We start from the raw sequence: 20920 nt of genomic DNA on the forward strand, positions 1-20920 counted from the left end.
CATTCGTTGCCGTGATGCCCGAAGCCATGCCCGAACTCGCCTCCGTCACATCGCTCGCGTCCAGCGCTTTGAAACAGGAAGAGCTGTTCCCCATTCGCGAGGTTTCCCGCCTTACCGGTGTCAATCCGGTCACCCTGCGTGCCTGGGAACGGCGTTACGGCCTGATTCAGCCGACGCGGACCGATAGCGGCCATCGCCTGTATTCGCAGGCCGACATCGACGCGGTGCGCAGCATCCTCGCCTGGATCGAGCGTGGCGTCGCGGTCAGCAAGGTCGGTTCGATCCTGGCCAAGAGCGCCAGCAGTCGCAGCGTCGCCACGCCCGCCTACAACGACGTCGTCAGTGACGACTGGAGTCAGTGGCAGGATCAACTGCGCAGCGCGCTGCAGAACTTCGATGAGTCTCGTCTTGAGCGTGTGTACGGGCAGATTTTCTCCTGCTATCCGCTGCAGGTGGTATTTCAGAGCATCTTCATGCCGGTCTGGCAGGAGCTTCTGCTGCGTCAGGACGAAGTCGGTCAGCGCGGCGAGTGGCTGATGCTCGACGGCTTCCTGCGTGGGCGTTGCTGGCAACGGCTGCAGCTGGGACGCGATGATTCGCGCGAGCGCGTGCTACTGGTGGCGCTACCTGGTCACTGCCGAGAGCTTGAGCTGCTGGTTGCAGCGTTGCTGTTGGGCAATCAGGACGTCGACGTAGCGGTGATGGGGCCCGGTGTTCCGATGGCCGATCTGGCCCTGGTTTGCCAACGCATGCAGCCGCAGGCGCTGGTGGTTTTCAGCAATCAGCCGCCGGGTGATGAATTTCCGCGGCAACTGGCGCGTCTGGCGCTTGGTCTGGAATGTCCGGTGCTGCTGGCCGGAGACAGTGCCGATCTGGCGGAGGAGAGCTTGGCCGGCTCGCCCATCGCGTGCCTGGGTAACGAAGGGCGTCTGATGCAACGTCGTCTTCAGCAATTCCTGGCTGGCCATCTCGATACTTGAGATGGCCCGGGCTGCTGAGTCTCAGTTGGCTGCTACGGTCTGCGGTTGTTGTTCGTTGTGCTGTTCGAACAGGTACTGACGCAGGGTCTGTTCATCTTCTTCATGTAGCGTCTGCAGGCTGTAGGCGTAACACGTCTGGCTGACACGTCTTGCCAGCTGCGCGCGCAGTTGAACGCGACGCTCCTGAGGCAAGATCAGTTGCAGCAACTGATCCTTGGCCGGCATGCCTGCTTTGCTGTATTCCACCAGGATTCCATTGTTCGATAGCTCCAGCGCCTTCAGGCCGCTTGGCTGGTCGCTGCTGTCCAGTAGCGTCAGCGCAGTGGGTAGAACGAGGCGCCATGGGCGTTCGTTCACCCCTTGTTCGAAGATCAGCGGGGCCCCCAGTTCCAGGCGCGACTGGCTGTGGTCGTCCTGAATCAGGTGCAGGGGAAAGCTCAGATGCTGATTGTCGCTATGAGTGTCCAGGCTTAGCTGCTCTTCGTTGCCCAGGCGAGCCAGAAGCTCACTGAGTCGATCGCCCAGAGCCAACTGCGGCGCTGCGGTAGAGCGCCGCTTTTGCGGAGGTTTGAAGAGGATCTTCTGGAGGAAATCCAGTTCGTCCTGAGTCAGCAGCGGGTCGCTTTGCATGGAGTAAATACTGCAAGGGGGCAAACCCTTCTGACTGCCGCGCCAGACGATAGTTTTATCCGTTCGTCAGCTTTTCAGACGCGCCAGTTCGGCCTTCAGCTCCGCCACTTCCACCTCCAGCTCGCGTACGCGCTGCTTGGCTTCGACCTGTTCGGTGACATCCTTCTGGATACCGATGTAGTAGGTCAGTTGGTCGCTTTCATTGAGCACTGGAGTGATCGACAGCTCGTTCCAGAAAGCGCTGCCGTCCTTGCGGTAGTTGCGGATGATCTGTCGGCAGGGTTTGCTGGCCTTGACGGCTTCGCGAATGGCCTGCAAGCCGAACTGGGCCCGGTCACTGCCCTGTAGGAAGCGGCAGTCCTGGTAGAGGATGTCATCGCTGGGGTAGCCAGTCAGGCGTTCGAATGCCGCGTTGGCGTAGATCAGGATATTGTCTTCGCCCTCCTGCTCGGCCACCACGATTCCATCGTTGGAGGCGTCGACTACCAGTTGCAGCAGTTTGGCATTGATCATGAGTCCGGTTCCGCGATGGATATGCGCTGCATTCTAAAACATCGGGTCGGGCTGTCCACTTGCGGCATAATGCGCGGCGTTTTTCCTGTTTCCGGAGTTGTCATGAAAGTCGCCATTGTCTCGGGTTCGGTCTACGGTACGGCCGAAGAAGTTGCACGCCACGCCGAGCGCCAGCTCAAGGCCGCCGGGTTGGATGCCTGGCACAAAGCGAATATGAGCCTCGAGGAGTTGCAGGCCTTCGCGCCCGACGCTTTCCTCACCGTGACGTCCACCACCGGCATGGGCGAACTGCCTGACAACCTGCTGCCGTTGTACAGCGAAATCCGCGATCGTCTGCCGGCCTGGAGCGGCAAACCGGCTGCGGTGCTGGCGCTGGGCGACTCCAGCTACGACACCTTCTGCGGCGGCGGCGAGCTGATTCGTGAGCTGTATGCCGAGCTGGGTCTGCGCGAAGTGGTAGAGATGCTGCGCCTGGACTCCAGTGAGACGGTGACCCCGGAAACCGATGCCGAGCCCTGGCTGCAAGCATTCGCTGCTGCGCTGAAGGCCTGACATGCACCCAATGCCCTGAGCGGGTTTGAGCGGCCGATAAAAGCGGCGAATACCACACCATCGAACCGCGGCGCGTCAGCGCCGTGACCTGTAAAGCCATCAAGATGGCTGCCAGGGCAACTACCGCCAGCGGCGCGCCTGGCTAGACTGCGGACACCACCGATCAACAAGAATATCGAGGTGACCGCCGTGAATGCTCCGCTGAAACTCCCTGCTGTGAAGAATCTGGTTTCCGAGGCCGAATGGCGCGCGCGCGTCGATCTTGCCGCCTGCTACCGACTGATCGCCCTCTATGGCTGGGACGACCTGATCTTCACCCACATCTCCGCCAAGATTCCGGGCACCGAGGATTTCCTCATCAACCCCTATGGCCTGATGTTTCACGAAATCACCGCGTCGAGCCTGATCAAGGTCGACCTGGCGGGCAACAAGTTGATGGACAGCCCGTTCGACATCAACCCGGCCGGCTACACCATCCACAGCGCCGTGCACGAGGTGCGCCACGACGTCGGCTGCGTACTGCACATCCATACGCCTGCCGGTATCGCCGTATCGGCGCAGAAGCAGGGCTTGCTGCCGCTGTCGCAGCAGTCGCTGTTCGTCCTCGCTAGCCTGGCCTACCACGGCTATGAAGGGGTGGCGCTGAATCATGACGAGAAGGCGCGACTGCAGGCGGACCTGGGCGACAAAAATTTCATGATCCTGCCCAACCATGGGTTGCTTACTGCTTTCGGCGGCATCGCCGACGCTTTCCTGGGTATGTTCATCCTGCAGCGTGCCTGCGAGATCCAGATCATGGCGCAGAGCGGTGGTACCGAACTGATCCATATTCCGCAGCAGATTCTCGACGGTGCACGGGCGATGATCGCCGGTGTGATGAAAACGCCACAGGGCATGGGTGGCTCGTTGCCCTGGCCGGCGCTGCTGCGCAAGCTCGACCAGCAAATGCCGGGCTACGACCAGTGAGCGACTTGCCAGGCATCGCCCTGGACGACTGGTGCGCCCAGAGCCGGACACTGGATTTTCGCGGCCATGCCATTCGTTACTGGGTGGCCGGTGACGCTGATGCCGAGCCGCTACTGCTGATTCACGGCTTTCCCAGCGCCAGTTGGGATTGGCATCGTCTGTGGGCGCCGCTGGCCGAGCGTTACCGGGTTATCGCCTGCGACATGCTCGGTTTCGGTTATTCGGCCAAGCCGCGTGGGCATGCCTATAGCCTGCTGGAGCAGGCCGACCTGCAGCAGGCACTATTGGCCCATATCGACGAGCAGCGCGCGATGCATGTGCTGGCCCATGATTACGGCGACAGCGTCGCGCAGGAGCTGATCGCGCGGCATCAGGATGGGCGGATACAACTGGCGAGTTGTGTGTTCCTCAACGGCGGCCTGTTCCCCGAAACGCATCATCCGGTGCGGGTGCAGAAGTTGCTGCTCGGGCCGCTGGGCCCGCTGATAGGGCGTCTGTTTTCGCGGCGCAAGCTGGCGCAGAGTTTCGCCCGCATCTTCGGCCCGCACACCCAGGCCAGTGAGGCCGAACTGGATGCGCTGTGGCAACTGGTGGCCTACAACAACGGCCCGGCGGTGATGCATCGTCTGATTCGCTACATGCCCGAGCGCCGCCAGCAGCGGCAACGCTGGGTGGCCGCGATGCAGGCGACGACCCTACCGATGCGGGTGATCGATGGCGCCTTCGATCCCATTTCAGGAGCGCACATGGTGACGCGTTACCGTGAGTTGATCGCGGACGCCGACACGGTGCTGCTCGACGGCATCGGCCACTATCCGCAGCTGGAAGCGCCGGCTGCGGTGCTCGATCATTACCTGCAATTTCGCGACGCGAGGAGCTTGCATGCGTAGACGTACCCTGTTGAAAGGCGCTGCGCTGGGTGGCGTCGCAGCGCTCGGAGTCGGTTACTGGGCGTTGCCTGCGGGGCCGCGACCGGCGGCTGTCAGCCTGGAGGGCGCTCGCCAGGTGTTGGCGGACCTACACGGTAAGACACTGCAAAGCCTGCGTGGCTGGAGTCCGACCGAGGTGTTCAATCACTGTGCGCAGAGCATCGACTATTCCATCGACGGTTATCCCGAGCTGAAGCCGGCCTGGTTTCGCCACAGCGTCGGGCCAGCCGCATTCGCCGTGTTCAGCGCCCGTGGCGCCATGCGTCATCCGCTGGATGAAGCGATCCCCGGCGCCGCCACGCTTAATGAGCCGGCCAGTCAGGCGTTGGCGTTGCAGCGCTTGCAGGCGGCGTTCGAACGCTTTGCCGGTCACGCGGGCGAGTTACAACCGCACTTTGCCTACGGTGCGCTCGATCATGCCGAGTATGCCGAGGCTCACGTGCTGCACCTGTACAACCACCTGAGCTTGATCCGCATTGCTTGAGCACGCGTGAATTTGAACCAGTTGGCGCTGAAACAATTTTTGTCGAACCTCTGCCGCCGAGAGTGACTCAGTAACTCTGTCACTCACAGGAAAGTAGAGGTTAACCATGAACAAGAAGTTATCTGCACTGCTGCTGAGCGGGATTCTGGGCGCGATGGCTGCTTTGCCTGCCTTCGCTAGCAGCGACACCAATGCTCCGGGCACTCCGGGGACTACTACGCCGACCACTCCGGGCGACACCAATCCGATGAACCCGGGCGATGACGGTGAGGGTATCCCTCCTGTTCAGGGGCCCAAAACCGATGGCAATCCCGGTGGTGATCGGGGTGGTTCGGGTGATGGCAGTGGCGGCGACGGCTCGGGTTCCGGCGCCGGTAACTGATCCGCATAAGGTCGCATTATCGGCCGTCATTCAGCAGCCCCGCGCGCCTTGTGAAGCGCGTGGGGCTGTTTGACACTCGGCGCATTAACAACCTGCCCCGAGGACGCTGTCGATGAGCGATGCCATCCGTTTCGAAGATCAAGTAGTCATAGTCACCGGTGCCGGCGGTGGCCTGGGCCGTGCCCACGCGCTGTTGTTCGCCCGCCACGGTGCCAGGGTGGTGGTCAACGACCTCGGTGGTAGCACCCACGGTGAAGGAGCCAACGCCTCTGCTGCCGACAAGGTAGTGGAAGAGATTCGCGCCTTCGGTGGGACCGCGGTGGCCAACCATGATTCGGTGACTGACGGCGACAAGATCGTGCAGACCGCGCTGGATCATTTCGGTCGTATCGATGTGCTGGTCAACAACGCCGGTATCTTGCGCGACAAGAGCTTCCACAAGATGGAAGATGCCGACTGGGACTTGGTTTATAAAGTCCATGTCGAAGGCGCCTACAAGACCACTCACGCTGCCTGGCCTCACTTGCGCGAGCAGAACTTCGGCCGCGTTATCTTCACCTCGTCTACATCCGGTATCTACGGCAACTTCGGTCAGAGCAACTACGGTATGGCCAAGCTCGGCCTGTACGGGCTGACGCGCACCCTGGCCATCGAAGGCCGCAAGAACAACATCCTGGTCAATGCCATCGCCCCCACCGGTGCCACGCGCATGACCGAAGGATTGATCCCGCCGCAGGTGTTCGAACAGCTCAAGCCCGAGCTGGTCAGCCCGTTGGTGGTGTATCTCGGTAGCGCCGCCTGCCAGGATACCGGTGGCCTGTTCGAGGTCGGCGGTGGTTGGGTTGGCAAGGTGCGCTGGGAGCGCAGCCTCGGCGCAGGTTTCGACCCCAAGGCCGGTTTCAGCCCGGACGACGTGGCGGCGCAGTGGCAACGCATCTGTGATTTCGAGGGCGCTGCGCACCCGGCGGACAACGTCGAAGCGCTCAAGGAAATGATGGCGAACCTGCAGAAGTACGCGCTCTAGATCGCAAGCGATCACCGTAAGGCCGGTAGCGGTCAGGCAACGCGGTGTTTCGTGGTCCGGCTCTGGTTTGCGGCGGGGGGCCGCCCCTCCACAGTCGCTGTATCGGCGCTTGACCGTTTGCGGAGTAGTACTCGGCTGTTACCTGTCGGAAGAAATAGGGGCGAATAATGGCGTTCGTTCCACCTACCTTCAGGAGACGATCATGGCTGCCAAGAAGATTCTCATGCTGGTCGGCGACTACGCCGAGGACTACGAAACCATGGTGCCGTTCCAGGCGCTGCAGATGGTTGGCCATACCGTGCATGCGGTCTGCCCGGACAAGGTGACCGGGCAGACGGTACGCACTGCCATTCACGATTTCGAGGGCGACCAGACCTACAGCGAAAAGCCCGGCCACAACTTCGCCCTCAACTATGACTTCGCCAAGGTGCGTGCCGACGATTACGACGCGCTGCTGGTACCCGGTGGCCGTGCGCCCGAGTACCTGCGCCTGAACGCCGATGTCATTGCCTTGGTCAAGGCGTTCGCGGCGGCTGACAAGCCCATCGCTGCCGTTTGCCACGGTGCCCAGCTGCTGGCGGCAGCAGGGGTGCTGGAGGGACGTGAATGCAGCGCCTATCCTGCTTGTGCGCCAGAAGTGGCGCTGGCCGGTGGCAAGTACGTGGAAATACCGGTGGACCAGGCGCACGTACAGGGCAAGCTGGTCAGCGCGCCGGCCTGGCCCGCGCATCCGGCATGGCTGGCAGCGTTTCTCAAGGTGCTCGGCACGGAAGTTCGTCTGTAACCTCCGTAGCCGGATGTTATCCGGGGCGGCGCCATTGTCGGCATCCCTGGATTGCATCCGGGCTACGCCGCTACTGAGGAGATAAAGCCGATGTGCGAGCTGTATGTAAAGGCCGACCCCATCCTCTACGAATCGCGCTCACGCTCATTGCGCATCCGCGGTGTGGTCACCACGTTGCGTCTGGAAAACCAGTTCTGGGACATCCTGCGCGAAATCGCCGAAGTCGATGGCATGACCACCAACCAGCTGATCGCCAAGCTGCATGACGAAGTCATGGATTTTCGCGGCGAAGTGGTCAATTTCGCCTCGTTCCTGCGTGTCAGCTGCACCCGCTACCTGGCACAGAAGGCCGGGCGTCAGGTGCCGCTGAGAGTGGTTGGGGCCAGCGGCTGAGTCACTGGTACATCCAGAAGTTCGGATGTTCCTGCGCGTTCGGGGTGTTCGGTTGCTGGCTAGGCTGGGAGGGTTGGAAGAAGCGTTTGATCAGGCTCATGCGACGTTACTCCTGTAGGGGTTGTTGAACAGGTGTGCATGATCGGAGATGCGCTTCGATTGATAAAACGGATTGTCTCTATCTTGATGATTGGGTATGGCTATACCTGATCTTGATGCGTGCCATCGCGATCACTCAAGCATGGTTGCCGGGACGCCGGGGCAGGCGCACGCTGACGCGCAGGCCGCCAAGCGGTGACTCGTCCAGGGCGATGCCGCCCTGATGCAGTTCCACCACGCGGCGCACGATGGACAGCCCCAGGCCGGCGCCCTGGCCTTCACCAACGCGGAAGAATCGCTCGAACAAGCGCTCGCGTAGTTCCACCGGCACACCTGGGCCACTGTCGAGCACTTGCAGCACCAGCTCTTGCGGCGTGGCTTGCAGTTGCACCTGAATGCAGCCGCCTGCCGGGGTGTACTGTACGGCATTGCTCACCAGATTCTGCAGCAGGATACCCAGGCTGGGGCCGTCAGCCGGCAGCTGATAGTCGCCCGGCTCCTGGGCCTCGAGGATCAGCTCCTGGCCGCGGTTGAGGGCCAACGGGGTCAGCTCGGCCAGTTCGCTGCGCAGGAAGGCCAGCAGGTCGAGGTCATTCATGTTCAGGCGCACGCCATTGGGGTCCAGTCGCGCCAGGGTCAGAAGTTGGGCGACCACGCGGGTGGCACGGTCGACGCCGCTACCCAGCTGTTTCAGCGCTTCTTCGCGGTCACCGGGGTCCGGCGCTTCCAGGGCGTTCTGCGCGTGGATGCGCAGCACCGCCAGCGGCGTGCGCAATTCGTGCGCGGCATCGGCGATGAAGCGCTTTTCCTGCTCGAGCAACTGGTTGACCTGCATCAGCAGGCGATTAAGTGCGGCGGCCATCGGCTCCAGTTCGTTGGGCAAGGGCGGGAAGACCAGCGGCGCCAGGTTGTCCGGCGCACGGCCGCGGATGGCATCGGCCATGCGCTTGAGCGGATACAGGCTCCAACCCACGGTCAGCCACAGCAGCAGGCCGACGATGGGCAGGCCGATCAGCAGCGGTTGCAGGCTGCGTCGGGCGATCTTGCCGATCAACTCGCCGCGTACGTCCTCGCGCTCGCCCGCCAGTACCCAGTGGTAGTCGCGGCTGTCATGCAGGACGAACACCCGCCAGTTGTGCTCGCCGATGGTCAGGTTGTGGTAACCGATCAGGTAGCGAGCCAGCTGCGCCAGGCGTTCGCGCATCGGTTGGTCATCATTGGGCAGAGCCAGGCCGAGCTGTTGGATCATGTCGTTGAGCAGGCCGGGCGGCGCGCTGGCAGACTGGAACAGCAGCTCGCCATCGTCGTCGAGCATCTGGAAGGCCAGCTTGCCTTCGTACTCGTGGCCGAACAGGTTCTCCGGATTGCGCGAGCTGTGCAGCAGCAGGGCTTCGTCGAGTACTGCCTGCATCTCACGGCGCTCGGTCTCGCTGAGGTCGTGGCGTACCAAGCCCATGAGCAGGCGGGCGGTCTGCGCCAGCTGCGCATCGAACAGCTCGCGTACTTCATGCACCGAGTCGTTGTAGATCTTGTGGCTGATCAACCCAAAGCTGGCCGCTACCAGCAGTAGCAGCAGGGCGAGCAGACGGGTGCGGATGGAGCCGAAAGTTTTCAGCAACCTCATTTGTCCACCAGATAACCGACGCCGCGTACCGTGCGGATCAGTTCCGGGAAGAATTTCTTGCGTAGGTGGTGCACGTGCACTTCCAGGGCGTTGCTTTCCACTTCCTCATCCCAGCCGTAAAGCGCCTGTTGCAGCTTGTCGCGGGTCAGTACGCGACCGGGCTGGATCAGCAACTCGTGCAGCAAAAGGAATTCCTTGCGCGGCAGGTTGATGGTCTGGCCTTGGTATTCGACCACCTGGCTGGCCGGGTCGAGGCTGATGCCGCGGTACTCCAGCGCCGGTTGCGGGCGCTGGAAACTGCGTCGTAGCAAGGCACGCAGGCGGGCCTTGAGTTCGGCGACGTCGAAAGGTTTGATCAGGTAGTCGTCGGCACCGGCATCGAGGCCAGCGATACGGTCGCTGGTGGCATCGCGTGCGGTCAGTATCAGCACCGGCACCGGATTGGCCGCGGCGCGCAGGTGCTTGAGCACCTGCAAGCCGTCCATGCGCGGCAGGCCAAGGTCGAGAATGGCCAGCTCGAAACTCTCGTGGCTCAGCGCATGCAGCGCGCTGGCGCCATCTTGCAGCCAGTCCACGGTGTAGCCTTCGGGTTTCAGTGCGGTGCGAATGCCTTCGCCCAGGGCCTGATCGTCTTCGACGAGAAGAATGCGCATGGCAACTCCTGTAGGGATGCGTCCGAGTTACTGGAGTTTACTCTCGACTTGCCGCAAAAGCGCCGTGGCTTCTGCGCGGCGGCCCTTGTCAGCCAGTTCGCGGCCAGGACGATCCTTGGCGGCCAGGGCTTTCTCCAGGGCTGCGCGGGATTCCTCGTAGCGTTTCTGCCGTTGCAGGAAGTCGCCATAGAAGTAATTCGGGTCGAGACCGTCCGGGTTGATGGCCAGGGCCTGGGTAAGCATCTTCTCGGCCTTCTCGTCATCGCCGAAACCGATCGGCCAACCCGGAACCTGGTAGTACAGGCTACCGAGGCTGGTGTAGGCCGAGCCGGCCAGGGCTTGCGGATCGATGGCCAGGGCCTGTTCCAGGCTGGCCTTGGCTTCCTTGACCAGGCCCAGGGCGCCGAGGCCACCTTTGGCGCCAGCCTCGGTGCTGAGGATGATGCCGCGCCAGATCAACAGCTCAGCTGCCTTGGGCTCGCTGACCAGGGCCGCGTCGGCTTGCGTGACGAGCTTGGCGAAGGCCTCTTCACGCTGCTTCTCCGGCGTCTGGTAGTTGATCTCTGCCCAACGTGTCTGCAACTGATGCAACTGAGCTTGGCCGTTGTCACTGAGGGCGAAGGCGGGCAGGGCGGTGAAACCGAGGGCGGCGATGATCAGGGTGCGAAATGCGTTCACGGGAAATCTCCTCAGTGCTTGTGGCGGGCAAAGCGTTGAATGATCGGCAACTGCTTGCGCAGGGCCTGGTCGACCACGCGTGGCAGCAGGCCGTTGAGGCGCACGAACAGGCGTTCCGGCCAGCCCAGGTGACGTTCCTCCTGCTCGCGGCGGATGGTATCGAGCAGTTCCTCGGCCACCTGCGCGGGGTCGTCCATGGCCACGCCAAGCTCATCGTTCATCGCCACCACGCTGGGGGCGTTCATCGACGTGCGGGTGGCGCGCGGTGCGAAGTAGAGGACGCGTACGTGAGTGTCGGCCAGTTCGCGGCGCAGCGCCTCGGAGAAGCCGCGCACGGCGAACTTGCTGGCGCAGTAGGCGGCAAAGCCGGGGTAGCCGATGGCGCCGAAGGTGGAGCCGACGTTGATCACCAGCGCACGCCGTTGCGCGCGCAGCAATGGCAGCAGACGTTGGGTCAGCTGCAGCGTGGCGGTGACGTTGAGGCCGATCAGCTCGGCGATCTGCTGCTCGTCCTGCTGGTCGAGCAGGCCGAAGCGGTTGACCCCGGCGGCGTTGATCAGGCAGTTCAGCCCACCGAAGTTCTGCGCCGCGGCGACCAGTGCATCACGGCCGCTGCGGGTGGCGATGTCGGCCTGCACCAACTGTACGTTCTGCGGGAAGCGTTGCAGCAGCGGTTGCAGGGGCTCCAGGCGACGGCCCACCAGCAGCAGATGGGCACCCTCGCTGGCCAGACGATGCGCCAGGGCCAAGCCGATGCCGCCACTGGCACCGGTGAGCAGGGCACGGCAATCCGTCGGTTGCATGACCTTACTCCTCGCTCGACAGCGGCAAGCTGCGGAACATGTCGCCATACAGGCGGTAGACGACCTTGGCGGTGTGCACCACGGCAGCCTTGTCATCGTCGTTGTCCAGCTGGTTCATCAGCTTCTTGAAGAACTCTATGTGCTCCAGGTCCAGGCTGCCGTGGGAGTTGAGGTAGCTGAAGGCCTTGTTCGGCAGTTGCAGCTTGTCCTGAATGATGCCGGCGGCCTGGGTGGCCAGGGCGATGCTGGTGCCTTCGAGCACGTTGACCATGCCGAAGAAGCTCACCGGGTTGTGCCGCGCGATGCGGTCGTAGACATAGGCCACCATCAATTCGGTGGACATGTGCGGCGTGCCATGGCGCACCGCTTCTTTATCGGCACCACAGGCGGCGATGTCGTTGAGGATCCACTCCTGGTGGCCGGTTTCCTCCTCGATGTACTCGGCGATGGCCTCGCGCAGCCATTCCAGACGTTCCGGCAGGCGCGCACCGCAGGCCATCAACAGCGGCACGGTGTGCTTGACGTGGTGGTAGGCCTCGGTAAGGAAGGCGATGTAGCTGCGCAGGGCGACCTGGCCGGTCATGGCCTGCTGGATGATCGGTGCGCCGAGCAGGTAGTTGCGCTCGGCTTGGGTCTGGGTCAGCAGGGATTCGTAGAGGCTCATGCGTGTACTCCTTCTGCCACCAGGTCATGGATGGCGCTTTGGTAATGGTTGAACAGGGCAGCGCGGCGCAGGCGGCCATTGGCTGTAGCCAGGTCATTGCTCGCGCTGAAAGGGGCATCGGCGCGCAACCAGTGGTGCACGCGGGCGTAGTCCGGCAGGCCGTGATTGACGGCGTCCACGGCTTCCTGCAACTGCGCATCAGGGGTATTGGCGAAGCGCGGCACCAGCACCGCGACGTTGGCCGGCAACGCCTCGCCGTGCAGCCAGGCCTGGGCGATGGGCAGCTGTTGCACCAGCTCGGACTCGACCCATTCCGGGTTGACGTTGCGCCCGAAGGCGGTGATGAACTGATGCTTCTTGCGCCCGTGCAGTACCAGGAAACCGTGCTCGAGATGACCGAGATCGCCGGTGCCCAACCATTCGCCTTGCGGCGCCGGTTCACCGAGGTAGCCAAGCATGCGGGCGCCCTTGACCAGAACTTCGCCGTCGGCTGCCAGGCTCACCTGCAGATGGCCAAGCGGCTGGCCGGTGCTGCCGATGCGGCGCTGTTCGGGCGTGTTCAGGCACACCACCGAGGCGCATTCGGATAGCCCGTAACCTTCGAAGATCGGCAGACCTAACGCGTCAGCCCGCTCCAGCAATTGTGCGGAAACCCGCCCACCACCGACGGCTACGAAACGCAGCGAATGCGGTACCGGCAACTTGCGCTCGCTGGCGCTGACCAGCGCCAGCAGCAGTTGTGGCAACAGGATCAGGCTGTGCGGTTGAGCAGCGTGCAGCGCCTGGAGAAAGCGCGCCAGGTCGAAGCCACTGGCCCCGGTCAGGCCGATCTGCGCCATAGGCATCAGTTCCACACGCGCGCCGGCCAGCAGCGGCGCATAAACCCCGGCGATATTCTCCAGCAGGGTCGCCAGCGGCAGGATGCACAGGTGCCGCTGCACCTCGCGGCTGGCGCTGGCCTTGACCAGGCTTTCGGCCACCGCCAGTTGCGTGTCCAGGTCCAGGCACACGCCCTTGGGTTGACCGGTGGTGCCGGAGGTGTAGGTGATCTTGCAGGTGCCGGCGTGCAGCTCGGCCGGTTGCGCCACCATGCGTCGATGGATGTCGTTCTCGACGGTAGCGAAACCAGGAGCGCCGTTGCCGATCAGGCAGTCGATGCCGGCACTGTCGAGCACATGGCGCTGCTGCTCGGGGGAGAAGAACGCCGGCACCGGCACGCAGACCAGGCCAGCGTGTAGAGCCGCCAAGTCCCACAGTACCCAGTCGATGCCGTTGTCCAGGGCCAGCGCCACGCGATGGGCGCCGAGTGCCCGCAGGTGCCTGCCACGCGCCGCGACCGCGCCGAGCATTTCGGCATAGGTGAGGGTACGTTCGCCTTCGGCCAGGGCGATGTGCGTACCGAACTCACCGAGACGGTTGAAGAAGGATTCAGCTGCAGACCACATCGGGCATGTCCTCCGAGGCATACAGCGGTTGATGACCGAGACGCGGATAGGCTCCCAGTTGCAGCAGACGCTGATGGCCGCCGTGAATGTCGCCGGCCATGACCAACGGACGGTTGTCGTAGTAGCTGCCCCAGTCGGCCAGCTCCTCGCCCATGCGCGCCGGATCGGCTTCACCGAGGGCGATGGGCGTCAGGCCCAGGCGTTGGAAGCTGTTGAGCAGGGTCGGTGTACCGGTGAAGGTGACCCAGCGAAAACCCAGGGCCACCAGCAGATCGGTCAGTGCGACGATAAGCAGGCGCGCGGCGCCGGGACTGTCGGCGGCCAGGTTGCCGACCTCCACCAGCTCGCCACGGCCCGGCACGCTGTTGCCCAGGCGTGCGCCGATGGCGCTCTGGATCGGCTCGTCCAGGTAACGTTCGAGAAACAGCGGGCCGCTGTTGCCGCTGCGCACGCCCACCGCGCCGAGCAACTGACCGGTCTGGTTTTCCAGGCCGAACAGGCAAGGCATGAAGTGACGGATGCGTGCGCCGTGCTGCAGTTCGAAGCGCTGGCAGACGAACTGCTCCAGGGCAACGCGACGTGCGCTGCCGGGAGACGCCAGGTGGAGTTCGTAACTATCGCCGCGCCCGATACGGGCAACGGGACGATCATGATGCGCCCAGGGTAGTTCCATGCTCGGAACCTCGGTGATGAACCTGGGGCCAATTGTGTGAGGGGTTGGCTTAACGCTGTATTAAGCCTTTGCAGAATGTTTCGGGCTTGTGGTTTCGGCGTTGACCATCGCGGATGAATCCGCTCCTACAACGGGCTAGAGCACTGGTTCATGGCCGAACGAGCGGTTAAGGTTCGCGAGCATCAGAACTTGGCTAGCAGGGTATGCAGTGCTAGGCGCTTCAGTCTTCAACGGAGGAAGTATGACATCGACTCAGACGCAAGCGGCGCTGCGTCCCTTGCTCGCGGAGCTAGCCGAATTGATCCGTCAGGCTCGGCAACAGGCGGTTCGTGCGGTGGATGTGATTCAGGTGCAAACCTGCTGGGAAGTGGGTCGACATATCGTCGAATTCGAGCAGGGTGGGCAGGCCCGAGCCGCTTACGGCAAGAAGCTGCTGGCCAACTTGGCCAATGGGCTGACGGCTGAGTTCGGCAAGGGCTTCGACGAGCGCAACCTGCGACATATGCGCGCTTTCTATCAAGCGTTCCCGATTTGGAACGCACTGCGTTCCGAATTGAGTTGGACGCACTATCGCTCTCTGCTCAAGGTGGACAGCGACAGCGCCCGCCAGTGGTACATGAACGAGGCCGCCGCGCAGAATTGGAGCACTCGTGCGTTGGAGAGGCAGATCGGTACGCTGTATTACGAGCGCCTGCTGGCCAGCCAGGATCGCGCAGCGGTCGAACAGGAGGCGGCGAGCAACCTGCAGGCGCTGGGCAAGAGCCCACGCGAGCTCGTGCGTGACCCGGTGTTGCTGGAGTTTCTCGGCTTGCCCAATGCAGGCACCTTGCTGGAAAGCGAGCTGGAGCAGGCGCTGATCGACCAGTTGCAGCAGTTTCTGCTGGAGCTGGGCAAAGGCTTCGCTTTCGTTGGTCGGCAACAGCGCCCGAGAGCAAGGATTTCTACATCGATCTCGTGTTCTACAAATAACTGCTCAAGTGCTTCGTGATTTTCGATCTCAAACGCGGCGAGCTGACTCATCAGGACATCGGCCAGATGGACATGTATGTGCGCATGTTCGATGACCTCAAGCGCGGCCCGGAGGACGGCCCGACCGTAGGCATCATTCTCTGTGCGCAGAAGGATGCCTCGCTGGTGCGCTACTCGGTGCTGCAAGGCAGCGAGCAATTGTTCGCCAGCAAGTACAAGTTGGTATTGCCCAGCGAAGAAGAGCTTCGTGCCGAACTGGATCGAGAGCGTGCGAGGTTAGCCGAGCAGCGTGGGTTGTACTGGGTTCACTGAGCCGAGCGACTCATAGGCTTGGACCTATACGGCAAAGGCAAGGCCTCCGTGTTGTCTGAGCCTGTGTTGGCTATTTTCAGCAAACCTGCACAACCCAGTCGTTGAGGTTGTAGTAGTTGCTGATGCGCGCCACCTTGCCGTTCTTGATCTCGAAGAAAGCACCGGCCGGCAGCACGTACGTCTGGCCGTTGGCGGGTGGCAGGCCCTCGTCGTTGGCCAGGTATTCGCCGTGTACCACGAACTCGGCAGCGGCGCGGCTGCCGTCAGCGTTCTGCATCACCACGACGTCGCTCAGGCGCTCGCGGTAGCAGCGGTTCATCTTGTCCATGAAAGCGGCGAAGGTGGCCTTGCCGACCTGGCGCTCGCCCTGGTTGATGTCGTGCACCACGTCGTCTGCCAGCAGGTCGAGGAAGGCGGGCATGTCGCCGGCGTTGAAGGCGGCATAGTAGGCCTGAACCAGTTCGGTGGCGGTCATGGCTAAGTTCCTTTCGTAGCGTGGTTAGTGGTTCGTTGGCCCGCATGATAAGTTCGCCGTTTACCGCTGGTATAGCTGCCGGCGTCACCCTGTTGCTGGCGAGCGACTGCAATGGATATCCGACTGCTCCGGGGCGCGGAGATCGAACCCCATATCGACGACCTGGCGCGCCTGCGCATCCAGGTGTTCCGCGAGTTTCCCTACCTCTACGACGGCAACCTCGATTACGAGGCCGAGTACCTGGCCACCTACGTGCGCAGTGCCCATAGCCTGTGCGTGCTGGTACATGACGAGGGCCGTGTGGTCGGCGCCTCCACGGCACTGCCGCTGGCCGATGAAACCGAAGAATTCCAGCAGCCGTTCATCGCTGCGGGTTGGAGCCCGGCGCGCATCTTCTACTGCGCCGAATCGGTGGTGTTGCCGGCCTGGCGCGGGCGTGGCCTGGGCGTGCGCTTCTTCGTCGAGCGCGAGGGCCATGCACGCGCGCTAGGCGGCTTCGAATGGTGCGCCTTCTGCGCCGTGCAGCGCCCCGTCGATCATCCTCGTCGGCCTGCCGACTACCAGCCGCTGGACGCCTTCTGGGCGCGGCGTGGCTATCGCCATCACCCCGAATTGCACACCTATTACCACTGGCGCGATCTGGATGAAGCCGAGGAGTCGGCCAAACCCATGTCGTTCTGGTTGAAGGAGCTTGCTTCATGATCAAGGTCGCCGCCTGCCAATATCACATCGACTTGTTCGTCACCTGGGACGACTATGCCGAGCACCTCACCACGCTGTGTGAGGACGCAGCCGGGCAGGGCGCCGAGCTGCTGCTGCTGCCGGAATACGCCGGCCTGGTGCTGACAGGCCAGTTGCCGGAAGCCGAGCGCGGCGATCTGCACGGCTCCATCGCCGGCATACAGCCGCTGCTGTCACGCTGGCTGGAACTGTGCGAGAGCCTGGCGCGGCGGTTGAATATCTACCTGCAGCCCGGTTCGGTGGCGGTGCTGGATGATGACGGCATTTACCGCAATCGCGCTTGGCTGTTCGGTCCGGACGGCTGCCTGGGCACTCAGGACAAGCTGATCATGACCCGCTTCGAGCTGGAGCAGTGGCACATCGCAGCGGGTAACGGCCTCAAGGTGTTCGATACGGCACTGGGCAAGTTGGGCATCCTGATCTGCTACGACAACGAATTCCCCTTGCTGGCGCATACCCTGGCCGAAGCCGGGGTCGACCTGATCCTCGCGCCCAGTTGCACCGACACCGTGGCCGGTTTTCACCGCGTGCGCATCGGCGCCCAGGCCCGTGCGCTGGAGAACCAGATCGCCGTGCTGCATTCGCCTACCGTCGGCCTGGCGCCCTGGTCGCCGTCGCTGGACGAAGGCTATGGCCGCGCCTCGCTGTACGTACCATCGGACTACGGCATGCCGGCCAGCGGCATCGTCGTCGAGAGCGAGGAGCTGTGCCCCACGCGCAGCCACTGGCTGATCTGCGAACTGGATCTGGATGAAGTACGCCGCGTGCGTGAGCAGGGCCAGGTGTTCACCCGTCGTGACTGGCCACGGCAGTTCGATGACGGCCGGCTGGTGTTGCGTTGAACGCCCCGCAGGCCCTGCCTGACTCGCCCCAGGCCTCCTATCAGCGTGCGCTTGCTGCCGGCTTCGTGGTCGATGCAGCGCAGCGCCGTGCGGTCGATGCGCTGCAGTACTGTCATGAGGCTGTCGAGCGAGGCGACCGGCCCCTTGGCGTCTACCTCTGGGGGCCGGTCGGGCGTGGCAAGACCTGGCTGATGGACAGCTTCTACAACGCCTTGCGCGTGCCGGCGCGGCGGCAGCATTTCCACCACTTCATGCAATGGGTGCATCGCCGGCAGTTTCAACTCACTGGCAATGCCGACCCGCTGCGCCTGCTGGCCGAGGAGTTGGGGCGTGAGGTGCGCGTGCTGTGTTTCGACGAGCTGTTCGTCAGCGATATCGGCGATGCCATGCTGCTCGGTCGCTTGCTCAGCCTGGTGGTGGAGCAGGGCGTGGTGCTGGTGGCCACTTCCAACCAGCCACCGGATCAGCTCTACGCCGAGGGCTACAACCGCGAGCGCTTCCTCCCGGCTATCGCCGCGCTCACTGCGCACATGCAGGTGGTGGCGGTCGACGGCGAGCAGGACCACCGCCTGCATCCCGGTGCTGAGGTGCAGCGCTATTGGGTGCGGCAGCCGCAGGCGTTGGACGAGCTGTTCGCCGGTCTGAGCGAGGGGCAAACCATCAGCCGCGAGCCGATCGAGCTGGCTCACCGCCGCGTCACAGCCCTCGGTCATAGCCCGGCAGCGCTATGGTGTCGCTTCACTGATCTGTGTGAACAGCCGCTGGCCGCGCCCGACTTCATCGAACTGTGTGAGCGCTTTCCGGCCATCCTGCTCGGCGAGGTGCCATGCCTGGGTGGTGAGCAGCGTGAGGGTCGCATCGCCCGTGGCACCGAGGATGGTGCCGAACGGGTCGATGCCGGGGATCGGCAGTTGCCGGCGCTGTCGCTAAATGACGATGCGGTACGACGTTTTATCGCCCTGGTCGACGAGTGCTACGACCGCCGTGTGCCGCTGTATATAGAAGCTGAGGTAGCCCTGGATGAACTCTATATCCAGGGCTACCTCGGTTTTGCCTTCCGCCGCACCTTGAGTCGCTTGCGTGAGATGCAACTGGAGCGTTTCGGCCCCTCTGTTGACGGGATGGACTAGACCGAATCCTCTGCCGCCAGACCCGCTGGATTATCGCGAGTAGGCATGGCAAGGATCTCTGGCAGTACTTCGCGGGCGAAGACCTTGTGCAGGCGGCGCAACTCGGCCACCGGGTCGAGGTTATGGTCGACGCGGATATCCCACAGCGGATACTCCTCCTGATCGACCACGTAGATCACCGCGGAGGATTCGCCATGACGGTCGCCGCCGCAGCGGTCGCCAGCGGCCAGGGCTTCGATCAGGCGCTCGATCAGTGGGCGTTCCTCTGCGTGGCGGAAGGCTTCGGCCACGGCGTCCAGCACCTGTGGGCCGACCAGGCGATTGCCCTGCACGGAGAACTGTTCGCCGCTCAGCGAGCCGGCCCAGGGCAGGCACTTTTCACCGGTCCAGCACAGGCTGTCGCCCTGAGCGTCGATCAGCGCGCATTGGCGCAGTTCCATGCATGGATCGGTGTCTTTGAGCCGCTCCAGCACTTCCTTAGCCGACAATCCTTGACGCAGTAGCGCCAGTCCATCCAGACCCAGATAGGGGTTGACCTGCGCCTGGGTGGCTACCGCTCCTGCACCGGCGGCAGCATGGCTGAGCAGTTTGCCGACGGCGGGCATGGCAGTGGCCGCTGCGACGCCGAACTGTCCGCTGCGCGGGCAGCGGGCAACGATGGAAAAGGTCATGGCAACTCCTTGGCGGTTTCCCGGTTAGGCCGCGCCTGGTCAGGTATCGTTCCGCTTGCCTGCCGCTCGCGGCCTTTGCCAGATGGCTGTCAGCGTCATCTAATGGGCGTTGTTAACGGTCTGCAATGAGGAAACTGCCGATGATCCTTGGTCAGACGCTCGCCCAGTGGCGTGCGCAATACCCGCTGCTCGACGAGCTGATCGCCCTGCGTGAAACCAGCTGGTTCAACCCTGCCGTGGCACCTGTCAGCGAGGCGCTGGGCGATGTGGGCTTGAACGCAGCAGGCGTGGCCGATGCCAGCGCCCGTCTCGCGCGTTTCGCGCCTTATCTGGCTCGCGCGTTCCCGCAGACGGCCGCCAGCGGCGGGGTTATCGAGTCGGACATCCTGCCCCTGCCGCAGATGCGCAAGTTGCTTCGCGAAGAGGCCCAGGCAGACGGCGAGATCGGCGCCCTGTGGCTCAAGCGTGACAGCCATCTGCCCATTTCCGGCTCGATCAAGGCCCGCGGCGGTATCTACGAGGTGCTCAAGCATGCCGAGGACCTGGCACTGGCCGCCGGGCTGCTGAGCCTCGACGACGATTACGCCTGCCTCGACAGCGAAGAGATGCGCGCCTTCTTCGGTGGCTATCAGGTAGCTGTCGGCTCTACCGGCAACCTGGGGTTGTCCATCGGCATCATCAGCGCGCGGTTGGGTTTCCAGGCCACGGTGCACATGTCCGCCGATGCGCGCCAATGGAAGAAGGACAAGTTGCGTGCCCATGGTGTGACGGTGGTCGAGTACGCCAGCGATTACAGTGTTGCGGTGGAGCAGGGGCGCCGCCAGGCCGAGGCCGATCCGCGCTGCCACTTCGTCGATGACGAAAATTCCAGGCACCTGTTCCTCGGCTACGCGGTGGCCGGTGAGCGTCTCAAGCAGCAACTGGCGACAGCCGGTGTGGTGGTTGATGCCGAGCATCCGCTGTTCGTCTACCTGCCCTGTGGCGTGGGCGGTGGACCGGGTGGCGTGGCCTTCGGCCTGAAGCTGGCCTTCGGCGACGCGGTGCACTGCCTGTTCGCCGAGCCGACCCATTCACCGTGCATGCTGCTCGGCGTGCATACCGGACGGCATGAAGAATTGGCGGTTCAGGATTTCGGTATCGACAACCGCACGGCTGCCGACGGACTGGCCGTGGGGCGACCATCTGGCTTCGTCGGCCGCGCCATGCAGCGCCTGATCGATGGCTATTACACGGTCAGTGATGAGCAGCTGTTCCGTTACCTGGCACTGCTTGAGCGCGCTGAAGGTCAGCGCCTCGAACCTTCGGCCCTGGCCGGTATGCCGGGTGTGCTGCGGGTGTTGGGCGAGCAGCAGGGCTATCGTTCGCGCATCGACCTGACGCCTCAGCGCCTGGCGCGGTCCACCCACCTGGTATGGGCGACCGGCGGCAGCATGGTGCCGGAAGCGGAGATGGATCATTACCTGGCGCGTGGCAGGCAGCTGCTGCAGGACGTCTAAAAACGCAG

The 20920-nt window shown here is 63.3% G+C and carries 24 protein-coding genes and 1 pseudogene; 14 read left to right on the plus strand and 11 right to left on the minus strand.

Features of this window, described 5'->3' with window-relative positions:
• The first annotated feature begins 26 nt into the window (after window positions 1-26).
• Window positions 27-980: a MerR family transcriptional regulator gene (locus RTH74_RS18725; protein WP_316915639.1), complete on the plus strand. Its 954-nt coding sequence runs from the start codon at window positions 27-29 to the stop codon at window positions 978-980.
• 21 nt (window positions 981-1001) lie between these two features.
• Here RTH74_RS18725 and RTH74_RS18730 read toward each other — a convergent pair whose 3' ends face one another.
• Together RTH74_RS18730 and RTH74_RS18735 are read right to left on the minus strand one after the other, a co-directional pair.
• Complete coding sequence (locus RTH74_RS18730) at window positions 1002-1610, minus strand: hypothetical protein (RefSeq protein WP_099525690.1); 609 nt, start codon at window positions 1608-1610, stop codon at window positions 1002-1004.
• A gap of 66 nt (window positions 1611-1676) precedes the next feature.
• Window positions 1677-2123, minus strand: coding sequence for a PAS domain-containing protein (locus tag RTH74_RS18735; RefSeq protein ID WP_099525689.1), 447 nt, complete (start codon window positions 2121-2123; stop codon window positions 1677-1679).
• 102 nt (window positions 2124-2225) lie between these two features.
• Between RTH74_RS18735 and RTH74_RS18740 the strand changes: the two genes are divergently transcribed.
• The 8 genes from RTH74_RS18740 (at window position 2226) to RTH74_RS18775 (ending at window position 7637) form a co-directional block, all read left to right on the plus strand.
• The gene (locus RTH74_RS18740) at window positions 2226-2675 is read left to right on the plus strand and encodes a flavodoxin (RefSeq protein WP_316915640.1); all 450 of its coding nucleotides are present in this window, start codon (window positions 2226-2228) and stop codon (window positions 2673-2675) included.
• Window positions 2676-2864: 189 nt separating this feature from the next.
• A complete protein-coding gene (locus RTH74_RS18745; RefSeq protein ID WP_371916964.1) occupies window positions 2865-3641 on the plus strand; it encodes a class II aldolase/adducin family protein in 777 nt (258 codons plus the stop codon).
• Complete coding sequence (locus tag RTH74_RS18750; protein ID WP_316915641.1) at window positions 3638-4531, plus strand: alpha/beta hydrolase; 894 nt, start codon at window positions 3638-3640, stop codon at window positions 4529-4531. The genes RTH74_RS18745 and RTH74_RS18750 overlap by 4 nt, the downstream gene beginning before the upstream one ends.
• On the plus strand, window positions 4524-5054 hold the full coding sequence (locus RTH74_RS18755; RefSeq protein WP_316915642.1) for a DUF1569 domain-containing protein: 531 nt from the start codon (window positions 4524-4526) through the stop codon (window positions 5052-5054). The genes RTH74_RS18750 and RTH74_RS18755 overlap by 8 nt, the downstream gene beginning before the upstream one ends.
• Window positions 5055-5160: 106 nt before the next feature.
• Entirely contained in the window at window positions 5161-5436 is a 276-nt protein-coding gene (locus tag RTH74_RS18760; protein WP_099525684.1) for a hypothetical protein, read from the plus strand.
• A gap of 112 nt (window positions 5437-5548) precedes the next feature.
• On the plus strand, window positions 5549-6460 hold the full coding sequence (locus RTH74_RS18765) for an SDR family oxidoreductase (protein WP_106734469.1): 912 nt from the start codon (window positions 5549-5551) through the stop codon (window positions 6458-6460).
• A 199-nt stretch (window positions 6461-6659) separates the two neighbouring features.
• The gene (locus RTH74_RS18770) at window positions 6660-7244 is read left to right on the plus strand and encodes a DJ-1/PfpI family protein (protein WP_316915871.1); all 585 of its coding nucleotides are present in this window, start codon (window positions 6660-6662) and stop codon (window positions 7242-7244) included.
• 90 nt (window positions 7245-7334) lie between these two features.
• On the plus strand, window positions 7335-7637 hold the full coding sequence (locus RTH74_RS18775) for a ribbon-helix-helix domain-containing protein (RefSeq protein WP_017675012.1): 303 nt from the start codon (window positions 7335-7337) through the stop codon (window positions 7635-7637).
• A gap of 235 nt (window positions 7638-7872) precedes the next feature.
• Here RTH74_RS18775 and RTH74_RS18780 read toward each other — a convergent pair whose 3' ends face one another.
• Genes RTH74_RS18780 through RTH74_RS18810 form a run of 7 tightly spaced genes read right to left on the minus strand, consistent with a single transcriptional unit; the run spans window position 7873 to window position 14276 of the window.
• Window positions 7873-9360: an ATP-binding protein gene (locus RTH74_RS18780; protein WP_316915643.1), complete on the minus strand. Its 1488-nt coding sequence runs from the start codon at window positions 9358-9360 to the stop codon at window positions 7873-7875.
• On the minus strand, window positions 9357-10013 hold the full coding sequence (locus RTH74_RS18785; RefSeq protein ID WP_106734472.1) for a response regulator transcription factor: 657 nt from the start codon (window positions 10011-10013) through the stop codon (window positions 9357-9359). Before RTH74_RS18785 ends, RTH74_RS18780 begins: the two co-directional genes overlap by 4 nt.
• A gap of 27 nt (window positions 10014-10040) precedes the next feature.
• Window positions 10041-10691, minus strand: coding sequence for a tetratricopeptide repeat protein (locus RTH74_RS18790; protein WP_316915644.1), 651 nt, complete (start codon window positions 10689-10691; stop codon window positions 10041-10043).
• 11 nt (window positions 10692-10702) lie between these two features.
• Window positions 10703-11494, minus strand: coding sequence for an SDR family oxidoreductase (locus RTH74_RS18795; protein WP_279921572.1), 792 nt, complete (start codon window positions 11492-11494; stop codon window positions 10703-10705).
• A 4-nt stretch (window positions 11495-11498) separates the two neighbouring features.
• Complete coding sequence (locus RTH74_RS18800) at window positions 11499-12158, minus strand: iron-containing redox enzyme family protein (protein ID WP_316915645.1); 660 nt, start codon at window positions 12156-12158, stop codon at window positions 11499-11501.
• Window positions 12155-13603, minus strand: coding sequence for an AMP-binding protein (locus RTH74_RS18805; RefSeq protein WP_316915646.1), 1449 nt, complete (start codon window positions 13601-13603; stop codon window positions 12155-12157). The genes RTH74_RS18800 and RTH74_RS18805 overlap by 4 nt, the downstream gene beginning before the upstream one ends.
• Entirely contained in the window at window positions 13587-14276 is a 690-nt protein-coding gene (locus RTH74_RS18810; protein ID WP_316915647.1) for a thermostable hemolysin, read from the minus strand. Before RTH74_RS18810 ends, RTH74_RS18805 begins: the two co-directional genes overlap by 17 nt.
• A 241-nt stretch (window positions 14277-14517) precedes the next feature.
• Between RTH74_RS18810 and RTH74_RS18815 the strand changes: the two are divergent.
• Window positions 14518-15557: pseudogene (locus RTH74_RS18815) on the plus strand (PDDEXK nuclease domain-containing protein).
• 76 nt (window positions 15558-15633) lie between these two features.
• Here the strand turns inward: RTH74_RS18815 and RTH74_RS18820 are convergent.
• Window positions 15634-16032, minus strand: a complete 399-nt coding sequence (locus RTH74_RS18820; RefSeq protein WP_316915648.1) for a nuclear transport factor 2 family protein — start codon at window positions 16030-16032, stop codon at window positions 15634-15636.
• A gap of 111 nt (window positions 16033-16143) precedes the next feature.
• On the opposite strand from RTH74_RS18820, the gene RTH74_RS18825 reads away from it, so the two are divergent.
• The 3 genes from RTH74_RS18825 to zapE are packed head-to-tail and all read left to right on the plus strand — an operon-like array spanning window position 16144 to window position 18745.
• Entirely contained in the window at window positions 16144-16734 is a 591-nt protein-coding gene (locus tag RTH74_RS18825) for a GNAT family N-acetyltransferase (protein ID WP_316915649.1), read from the plus strand.
• Window positions 16731-17615 carry a carbon-nitrogen hydrolase family protein gene (locus RTH74_RS18830; protein WP_316915650.1) on the plus strand — a complete coding sequence of 295 codons (885 nt, stop codon included), beginning with the start codon at window positions 16731-16733 and terminating at the stop codon, window positions 17613-17615. The genes RTH74_RS18825 and RTH74_RS18830 overlap by 4 nt, the downstream gene beginning before the upstream one ends.
• A complete protein-coding gene (gene zapE / locus RTH74_RS18835) occupies window positions 17612-18745 on the plus strand; it encodes a cell division protein ZapE (protein ID WP_316915651.1) in 1134 nt (377 codons plus the stop codon). The genes RTH74_RS18830 and zapE overlap by 4 nt, the downstream gene beginning before the upstream one ends.
• Here the strand turns inward: zapE and RTH74_RS18840 are convergent.
• The gene (locus tag RTH74_RS18840) at window positions 18742-19416 is read right to left on the minus strand and encodes a DUF1028 domain-containing protein (protein WP_316915652.1); all 675 of its coding nucleotides are present in this window, start codon (window positions 19414-19416) and stop codon (window positions 18742-18744) included. The genes zapE and RTH74_RS18840 overlap by 4 nt on opposite strands.
• A 140-nt stretch (window positions 19417-19556) precedes the next feature.
• Between RTH74_RS18840 and dsdA the strand changes: the two genes are divergently transcribed.
• Window positions 19557-20912: a D-serine ammonia-lyase gene (gene dsdA, locus RTH74_RS18845; protein ID WP_316915653.1), complete on the plus strand. Its 1356-nt coding sequence runs from the start codon at window positions 19557-19559 to the stop codon at window positions 20910-20912.
• Window positions 20913-20920 lie beyond the last annotated feature (8 nt).

The organism is Pseudomonas sp. zfem001 (assembly GCF_032621725.1).
Taxonomy (GTDB): Bacteria; Pseudomonadota; Gammaproteobacteria; order Pseudomonadales; family Pseudomonadaceae; genus Aquipseudomonas; species Aquipseudomonas sediminis.